The organism is Roseateles sp. AC306, assembly GCF_979253795.1.
Map to the genome: position 1 here is coordinate 72,828 of NZ_CEEDEB010000020.1, position 9,007 is coordinate 81,834.

Here is a 9,007-nt window from a genome sequence, read left to right on the forward strand (position 1 = left end):
TCGGCAGCTGGCACAAGGGCCGGATCGTAGAGCCGGGCCCCGTGGGCCCCGACCGACGCCGCCTATCATTTCCGGCATGGCCCTTGCCCACACCAAGACCCGCGCCCCACGCCCCCGCGAAGGCATGTTGCTGCCCCGCCCGGCCCTGCTGGCCGATGTCGCGCGAGCACTGGACACCCAGCGCGTGCTGCTCATCTGCGCACCCGCCGGCTACGGCAAGACGGCCCTGCTGACACAGGCCCTGGCCGCGCAGCCGGCCGAGACGGCGGTTGCCTGGGTGGCGCTGGACGAGGGCGACGACCTGGGCCGGCTGCTGGACTGCCTGTTCGCCGCCTTCGAGCCCTTTGACCCGCCCTGGCGCACGGCGCCCGAGGGCCTGCGCGACGCGGCGCTGCGCGGCGGCGCCGAGATCGTCACGGTGGCCGACGCGATGCTGAATGCGCTGGAGGCCTGTGAGGTGGCGCACGGCCTCATCGTGCTGGACGACGCCCATCACCTCGCCGACCCGGCCTCGTTGCAGTTCCTCGACCGCTGGCTGGCCCGCATGGGCGAGCGCTGGCGCCTCGTGCTCAGCGCCCGCCACGAGCCGGCGCTGCGCCTGGCGCGGCTGCGCGCCACCGGCGAGCTGGCCGACCTGGGCGCGACCGAGCTGGCGCTGGCGCGCGGCGAGGTCGAGCAGCTGGCGCAGGCGGCGGGCCTGGACGACAGCGCCGCAGCCGGGCTTTACGAGCGCTGCCAGGGCTGGCCCGCCGGGCTGCGCCTGGCCCTGGGCATGAGCCAGGGCCAGCGCCTGCCGGCGGCCATCGACCGCGCCACCTTCGACTACCTCGCCGCCGAGGTGCTGGACCGGCTGGAGGCCGGCCTGCGCGGCTTCCTGCTGCGCACCAGCGTGCTGCATGAGCTGGACGCTGCGCGCTGCCAGGCCTTGGGCGAAGACGCGAATGCCGCCGGCTGGCTGGCGGAGATGGAACGGCTGTCGCTGTTCGTCACCGTCGTCGACCTGGCGCCGCACACGCTGCGCCTGCACCAGCTCTTCCGCGACATGCTGCAGCAGCGGCTGCGCCAGGAGCAGCCCGAGTTGCACCGCCAGATGCTCGAGCGCGCCGCCGTGCTGGAGACCGACGCGCTGCGCCGCCAGAGTCTGCTGCTGGCCGCCGGCCGGCCGGAGCGCGCGGCCGAGCTGCTGCTGGGCGACGGCGCGCTGCTGATGAACCAGCTCGGCGCGCAGGGGCTGCTGGACCTGACGCGCCGCTTCGATCCGGCCTTCGCCGAAGCAAGCCCCGAGCTCCACCGCGTCAAGGCGCTGAGCCTGTGGGTGCTGTGGGAGGCGCAGCAGGCCGAGTGGCATCTGGGCCGCGCCGAAGGCCTGTTCGAAGCCCGCGGCGACGAGGCCGGCCTGCGCGCGTCGCGAGCGCATCGCAGCATCCTGCTCATCGCTCAGGGCCGGCTGGGCGAGGCCGAGGCGCTGCTGCGCGACCTCGACCCCTTTGCGCTCAGCGGCGAACTGCGCAGCATGACGTTGCTGGGCCGTGCCTGGCATGCGCTCGAGAGCTGCCGCTTCGACGCCGTTGCGCCGCTGTTCGACGCCCTCGTCACCGAGCTGCGGCAGACCGCTTCGCTGGAGGCCTGGTACACCGGCTCGCCGCCGCCGCGCCAGATCAGCTGCGCGGGCATGGCGCCCGTGGTGGACCGCTGGTACCTGGGCGCGATGCAGGTGCTGGGCGACCGGCCGCTGCCCTTCGGCGTCAACGCCCACATGGCCCAGGCCTGGAACCTGTTCTGGCAGGGGCGGGTGGCGGAGTCTCGGCAGCTGCTGGCGCGCGCCGAGGCCGATGCGGCCTGGTTCGGCCGCCTGGTCATCGCCCGCAACCATGGCCAGGCCCTGCACGCGATGCTGGACCTGCTGGCCGGCCGGCACGAGTCGGCGCTGAGCCTGATGCGGCTGCGCCTGGCCGAGCATGTGCCGGGCTATGGCGCCTGGGGGCAGTGGCATGCCAGTTTCTTCATGGCCCGCATGGCGGCGGCCTGCGGCAACCGCGAGGCGCTCGCCGAGGGCCTGGAGCGCCTGGTGCGCCTGGGCGCCGACCTGCCCGACCTGCTGATGCCGCATCGGCCTCGGCCGCTGCTGGGCCTGCAGGCCCGGCTCGCCGCGCTGGACGGGCGGCGCGACGAGGCGATCGCCGGCTGGCGTGGCTTGCTGACCGATGGCGAAAGCGGCGACCTGCTCGGCCAGCTGAATGAAACACGACTGCGCCTGGCCACCGCGCTGCTGGATCGCGGCGACCGTGCCGGCGCCGCGCAAGCTCTGGCCCCGGCGCTGGCGCGGCGCGAGCCCGGCGGGCTGATGTGGGCGGCGCCCGAGCTGCTGCGCATGGCCGCGCAGGACTGGGGCGGCCTGCTGGACGCCGCCGACCTGGCCCGCCTGCGCGGCTGGGCCGATGCCGTGCGGCCCGCCACCGTGGCGGTCACCGTGGAAGAGGTGCCGAACGCGCCGGTCGACGAGCGCCTGTCGCAGCGCGAGGCCGAGGTCATCGCCCAGATCGCCGCCGGCGCCAGCAACAAGCACATCGCCCGCGCGCTGGACCTGAGCCCGCACACCGTCAAGCGGCATGTGGCCAACATCCTCGACAAGCTGGGCCTGAACTCGCGCGGCGAGGCGGCCGCGTGGTGGAACCAGCGCAACTACGCTTCGATCAAGCCGGGCACGCTCGGCTGACCGACAGCCCGGCACAGCTTGCTCCAGGCTGTGTCGTCGAGCGCCGCGCGTGCCGAGGCCAGCACCGGGCCCTGCGCTTGCGGCGGCAGGCTGCCGATCACCATCGCGCGCTCGGCCGGCGTCAGGGCCGGGATCATCCAGCGCAGTGTCTGAGCCATCTCCCGAGGGTCGATGCTGGCCATGATGCGGCCGTGCAGCTCGAACAGTTCATCGTCGCTGTAGGCGGCCCACAGCGCCTGGTTGTGGCGGCTTTCCTCGACGGCCATGTGCTCGAAGTTGTGAGCCACGAAGGCCGCGAACCGGCGGTACAGGCGTTGCGCTGCGGCGGCTGACGGCATCGCGCGCAACGCGGCGCCTTCGGCTCGCAGCGCGGCGATGGCGTCGAGGTGTTCCTCATGTTCGGTCTCGATGGCGGCGCTCGCGCCGGCGCGGCGGGCCTCGATGGCGGGGTGCACGTAGGTGTTCTCCTTCTCGACGTGCTGGCGCGCTGCGTCGAGCAGGGCGTCAAGCTGGCCGAGGCTCGTGGCCAGCTCGAGCGGGTCGTCCGCGTCCAGGCGGCTCAGGCGCTGCAGCGTATCCGTCATGAACAGGCGCAGGGCCTTGTGGATGTGGGCGTAGAGGTCGAGGCGGGGCGGGGTGTTCATGGCAGCTGGGTGGTGGAGTTGGGAGCCGCCAGTGTTGCGACGCCCGCAAGGCGCCGCATCGCCCCGATGGGCCATCGGCAGGCCGGTGAGCGATGGCTCTTCGCCGCCCGTGGCGATGGCCCGTCCAGCCGATGGCAGCAGGGGGGCCGCTCGGCACAGTGCCGTCATCCCGGAACAGCGGCTTTCCCGCTCCGGGCATCACGCCACCGTCCCACCGAGTCCACATCATGTCCATCCGTTCGCTCAAGCGCCTCCCTTCCCGTGCACTGATCCTCAGCGTCACCCTCACCGCCGCCCTGGCCGCCTGCGGCGGCGGCGGCAGCGCCGCGGGCACGTCGGCCGACCCCGCACCGCCGCCGGCCGGCAGCGGCGGCGGCACGCCCACGCCCACCCCCACACCCGGTTTCAGCTTCACGCTGGACACGTCCAAGGCCATCGTCTGGCAGGGCCAGCAGGCGACCGTCGCCGTCACCGTGCAACGGGACGCCGGCTTCACCGACGCCATCCAGTTCAGCGCCGACAGCCTGCCCACCGGCGCCACGGCCGCCGCCGTCAACGTCGCCGCCAGCAGCACCACCGGCACGCTGACGCTGCAGGCCACGCTGGTCGCACCGCATTCGCTGCCGACCGCGGTGACCGTCAAGGGCACCGCGGGCACGGTCACGGCCACCAAGCCGTTGACCGTCACCGTGCGCGGCGCCGCAGGCGACATCGACACCAGCTTTGGCGGCGGCACGCTCGTGACCGCCGGTGGCATCACCGACGACTATGTGCGCGGCGTCGCCGTGCAGGCCGACGGCAAGGCCGTGGTGGCCGGCTTCGGCGCCTTCACGGCCGCCAGCGGCACCGACTTCATGCTCGTGCGCCACCTGCGCGATGGTGGCCTGGACACGAGCTTCGGCGCGGGCGGCAAGGTCGCCACCGCCTTCAACAACGGCAGCCGCAGCGACGAAGCCCAGGCCGTGGCCGTGCAGCCCGACGGCAAGATCCTCGTTGCCGGCAGCAGCGACCAGGGCGCCAGCGGCTACGACTTCGCACTGGCCCGCTACAACGCCGATGGCACGCTGGACACCACCTTCGGTACGGGCGGCCGCGTCATCACTTCGTTCGGCAACGGCGCCGACAAGGCCTATGCGTTGCTGCTGCAGCCCGACGGCAGGATCGTGCTGGCCGGCGACAGCGATCAGGGTGCCAGCGGCGCCGATTTCGCGCTGGCCCGCTACAACGCCGACGGCACGCCGGACGCCAGCTTCGGCACCGCCGGCAGGGTGCTGACCGCCATCGGCAGCGGCAGCGCAAGAGAGACCGTCTACGGCCTGGCGCTGCAGACCGTGGGCGGCGTGCAGCGCCTCGTCGCCGTGGGCGGCGAGGGTGACTTCATCGCCGCCGGCTACCGCGCCGACGGCACGCTGGACGCGAGCTTCGGCACCGCCGGCATCGTGCGCAGCCTGTTCGGCAGCGTCACGGGTGCGGCGCGCGGCGTCGTCGTCACGCCGGACAACCAGCTCGTGCTGGCCGGCCACCGCGACCATGACTTCGCCGCCGTGCGCCTGCTGCCCAACGGCGGCCTGGACGCCGCCTTCGGCACCGGTGGCCGCGCCGTCGTGGCCGTCAGCGCCACCAACTGGGACGAAGCCACCGCGCTGGTCCGCCAGGCCGACGGCCGGCTGCTGCTGGGCGGCTGGGTCTACACGGGCAACAGCTCCAGCGCCGACACGGTGCTCGTGCGCCTGAAAGCCGACGGCAGCGTCGACACCGACTTCGGCCCGGGCGGCACGCGCACCACGGCCGTGGCCACCGGCACCAAGACCGACGCCGGCCGCGCGCTGGCCCTGCAGCCCGACGCCGGCCGCGCGCTGGCCCTGCAGCCCGACGACCGCGTGCCCACGGTGCGCGTGCTGCAGGCCGGCGAGGCCAACGGCAGCGACCTCGACGTCGTGCTGATGCGCCACTGGCTGTGAGCTGAGCGCGCGTTTCAACCTTCTTCGAGCCACTCCCATGCTGATGACTCCCCGTCTGCTGGCGCCGCTGTGCGCCGGCCTGTTGTTCCTCGCCGGTTGCGGCGGCGGTGGTACCGACACCGCCGCAACCGCCACGCCCAGCGCGCCGGCCACGCCCTCGGCACCGCCGCCGTCCTCGCCGGCCGTCACGATGGCCGCGCAGTCCGGATCGGCGGCGCATGCCACCGTCACCTGGCGCGGCGGCAGCGCCGACACGGCCTGGCGCCTGGAGCGCCGCGCGGGTGATGCCGGCGCCTATGCCGTCGTCGCCGACGTGGGCAGCGGAGCTGGCCTGTGGCTCGATGCCGGCCTCGCTGCAGACACCCCTTACGCCTACCGACTCAGTCGGGCCGACGGCAGCGTCGTCGCCACGGCCAATGCACGCACCGGCAGTGAAGCTGTGCTGACGACGGCCGCGCCGGAACCCGTGGGCGCCAGCACCGCGCTGCCGTTCACGCCCGCGACCGCCCGCCTGGTGGCGGCCGACGGCAGCCTGCAACTGGAATTGCCGGCGGGCAGCTTCAGCCAGGCGGGCACGGCCGCGCTGCAGGCGACCAGCAATCCGCTGCCCGACGGCGTCGGCCCCGGCCTCACGCTGACGCTGCCCGAGCGCCCGGCGCGCACGCTGACGCTCTCGCTGCGCTACGGCGCCGACGAGAGCGCCGACGACGTCTCGCAGGACCGCCTCGCGCTGCGCCAGGCCGACGGCAGCTGGTGGGTGCTGCCACTGTCGGGCCACGACGAAGGCCAGCGCCTGCTTCAGGTGAGCCTGCCGCCCGGCTTGTGGCCCGCGCAGCCCACCGCTGCGGCATTGCAGGCGCGCCCCCTCGCGGCGGCCCCGGTGCTGAAGGCGGAGTTCGTGCGCGTGAAGGCGCACAAGCTGGTGCCCGCCACGGCCACGGTGCGCACGCTCGGCAGCCAGCGCTTCGTGCCGGTCAGCATCTATGCGACGCGCGACGTCGCCTGCGAAGCCGACAGCCCCGACGAGCTGTGCATTCCGATGCCGGTGGTGCGCGACGTCACGGTGCCGGTGCTCAACGTCAAGCCGGGCTTCCAGCGCGAGTGGACGCTCGAAGGCAGCAGCACGCCCGATGCGACCTTGGGCACGCTGGCGTCCGAGCCGCGGGCCGGCGTCGTGTACACCGCGCCGGCCCAGGTGCCGTCTACCAACCCGCTCACGTTGCGCTTTCGCAGCGTCAACGTGGCGAACGGCCGCCGGCTGGTGCTGAGTGCCCGCATCCGTGTCGCCGAAGACGCGTGGGTCGGTTCACTGGAGGGCATCGTCGGCGACCTCGAAGCCGGCCACGCCTTCAGGCTCGACACCCGCTGGGCGCTGGACGCCGCGCAAAGCACCGCAACGCGCCGTGTCTACCGGCCCACCGGCATGGCCGACCATCTCTACACGATGTTCGACCCGGTCTGCACGCACACCGTGTCGCCGACCCGGCTCTCGCTGGCCGAGGCCGACACGGCGGGCCAGCTCGTCGTGGACGAGTCCGTCAGCCCGGCGCGCTACGCGCTGACGCTCAGCACGCGCTGGGCGTCGACGATGACCGTCCAATGCCCGCGCGGCACCACGACCGCGCCGTTCGTCGGCGGCCATGTGTGGTCGGCCGAGGGCGTGGTGGCCGCCGGCCGCATCCAGGGCTCGGATGCGGGGTTCGGCGACCGGAGCTGGTCGCTGGGGCGGCCGCAATGAAAGCTGGGATCGGCCTGTTGCTGCTTGCCGTGTTGGCGGCATCGGCGCGGGGCGAGCTGCCCGAGCGCCTGAGCGCGACCGGCCTGGGCGAGCCCGGTGTGCGCGCCTTCGAGCCGCGCTTCGCGCTGTGGTCCGACGGCGCGGCCAAGCGACGCTGGATCGCGCTGCCGCCTGGCGCGCAGGTGGATGTGAGCCAGCCAGACGCCTGGCAGTTCCCGGCCGGCACGCGGCTGTGGAAGGAGTTCAGCGTGGACGGCCGGCGGGTCGAGACGCGCCACTTCGTCCTTGGCAGCGACGGGCGATGGGCATACGCAAGCTACGTCTGGAGCGGTGACGACGCGGTGCGCGCCCCAGCCCGCGGTCAGGTGCTGACGCTGCCCGGCGGCAGGCGCTACGACGTTCCCTCGACTGGCGACTGCATCGCCTGCCACGCCGGCGCGCGCAGCCCGGTGCTGGGCTTCGCGGCCTTGCAACTGGGCCCGGCCTTACCGGCGCTGCTGCGCGACGGCCTGCTGAAGAACGCGCCCGCCGCCTGGGCTACGCAGGCGCCCGACTTCATTGCCAGCAACCGCGCCGAGCACGCGGCACGCGGCTATCTGCACGGCAACTGCGGCCATTGCCATTTCGACGGCGGCGTGCCGGTGCCGCTGCGCCTGGCGCTGGACGTGGGCCAGCCACCCGCACCCGTCGACGCGGCCCAGGTGCTCAGGCGCGCCGGCACGCGCAACCCCTATCAGCAGATGCCGCCCCTGGGCACCCGCGACCTCGACCCGCAGGGCCTGGCCCTGCTGCAACGCCACTTCATCCAGGAGACCCGTCCATGAAAGCACTCATTCCCGTCCTCATCCTGCTGGCCGGCACCGCCCAGGCCGCCGACCGCATCGAGCGCGGTCAGTACCTCGTCAACACCAGCGGCTGCAGGGACTGCCACACGCCGTTGAAGATGGGTGCCCACGGCCCGGAGCCCGACATCGTGCGATCACTGTCCGGGCACCCGCAGGACTTCGTCATCACGGCGCCGGTCGCGCCGCCACCGGGGCCGTGGATGGTGGTCACCGCCGCCACCGCAACGGCCTACTCCGGCCCATGGGGTGTGAGCTTCTCGGCCAACCTGACGCCGGATATCGAGACCGGCCTGGGTCGCTGGAGCGAGAACGACTTCGTGCAGACCATCCGCACCGGCCGCCACCTTGGCCGCGGCCGGCCGGTGCTGCCACCCATGCCCATCCCGGTCTACAGCCAGATGACGGACGACGACCTCAAGGCCGTGTTCGCCTACCTGAAGAGCCTGCCGCCCATCCGCAACAAGGTGCCGGAGCCCGTTGCTCCGATGGCGCCCACCCGTCCCTGACCCTTCCAACTGATCCCAAGGAGAATTCCATGAAACGTTCTATTTCTTCCGCCCCGCTGGGCCTGTTCACCGCCCTCGTGTCGGCCCTCGGCATCGTTGCCGCTGGCGTTCTGAGCCTGCCGTCCGAGGCCTTTGCGGCCGCATCGCCCTGCGACGACAAGGCCGCGCTGCAGCGCCGCCTGGACGACTTCGATGCGCGCTGGAACGCCAGCGACGCCTGGGGCCTGACAGCGCAGTTCGCCATGGACGGCAGCCTCGGTGCTTCGGGTGGTGTGGGCCGGCAGGCGGTGTACGGTGAGCTGATCGAACGGCTGGGTCGTCCTTCGCCGGCGAGGCAGACGAAGATGGTGCGTGCGGTGGACGCCGGGCGCGCCTGCCTGGTGGATGTGATGGTGAGCAGTGGGGAGCGCAGCGAGGCGGGGGTGTTCTTGCTGGCGCATGGAAGGGTGGGGGGGGTTGTGGCGGTGCGGTGAATGGGGGTTTGGGGTAGTGGGTTGGATTGCGCTTGCAAAGAGCGCGTCTGCTCGCTGCATTGCCGGGAGTCCGTCCCGGCGGCCGGGTAACTTTCTTCTGCGGGGCCAGAAGAAAGTCACCAAA

7 protein-coding genes are annotated in these 9,007 nt (G+C 73.0%); 6 read left to right on the forward strand and 1 reads right to left on the reverse strand.

The genetic code is table 11. From position 1 onward, the window contains the following. Positions 1–76 precede the first annotated feature (76 nt). Positions 77–2,716: a winged helix-turn-helix domain-containing protein gene (locus AC0IZJ_RS25945; RefSeq protein ID WP_471854738.1), complete on the forward strand. Its 2,640-nt coding sequence runs from the start codon at positions 77–79 to the stop codon at positions 2,714–2,716. Here AC0IZJ_RS25945 and AC0IZJ_RS25950 read toward each other — a convergent pair. Continuing rightward, complete coding sequence (locus AC0IZJ_RS25950) at positions 2,683–3,360, reverse strand: hemerythrin domain-containing protein (RefSeq protein WP_471854740.1); 678 nt, start codon at positions 3,358–3,360, stop codon at positions 2,683–2,685. The two genes, AC0IZJ_RS25945 and AC0IZJ_RS25950, sit on opposite strands and share 34 nt — an antisense overlap. Before the next feature lie 227 nt (positions 3,361–3,587). Here AC0IZJ_RS25950 and AC0IZJ_RS25955 point away from each other — a divergent pair, with 227 nt between their 5' ends. Genes AC0IZJ_RS25955 through AC0IZJ_RS25975 form a run of 5 tightly spaced genes read left to right on the forward strand, consistent with a single transcriptional unit; the run spans position 3,588 to position 8,883 of the window. After that, a complete protein-coding gene (locus AC0IZJ_RS25955; protein WP_471854742.1) occupies positions 3,588–5,321 on the forward strand; it encodes a hypothetical protein in 1,734 nt (577 codons plus the stop codon). Between the two features lie 37 nt (positions 5,322–5,358). Further along, on the forward strand, positions 5,359–7,059 hold the full coding sequence (locus AC0IZJ_RS25960; protein ID WP_471854744.1) for a hypothetical protein: 1,701 nt from the start codon (positions 5,359–5,361) through the stop codon (positions 7,057–7,059). Beyond that, complete coding sequence (locus AC0IZJ_RS25965; protein ID WP_471854747.1) at positions 7,056–7,883, forward strand: SRPBCC family protein; 828 nt, start codon at positions 7,056–7,058, stop codon at positions 7,881–7,883. The genes AC0IZJ_RS25960 and AC0IZJ_RS25965 overlap by 4 nt, the downstream gene beginning before the upstream one ends. Next, on the forward strand, positions 7,880–8,410 hold the full coding sequence (locus tag AC0IZJ_RS25970; protein WP_471854750.1) for a c-type cytochrome: 531 nt from the start codon (positions 7,880–7,882) through the stop codon (positions 8,408–8,410). The genes AC0IZJ_RS25965 and AC0IZJ_RS25970 overlap by 4 nt, the downstream gene beginning before the upstream one ends. A 29-nt stretch (positions 8,411–8,439) precedes the next feature. Then, positions 8,440–8,883 (forward strand): hypothetical protein, encoded by a 444-nt coding sequence (locus tag AC0IZJ_RS25975; RefSeq protein ID WP_471854752.1) that lies wholly within the window; start codon positions 8,440–8,442, stop codon positions 8,881–8,883. Positions 8,884–9,007: the final 124 nt, after the last annotated feature.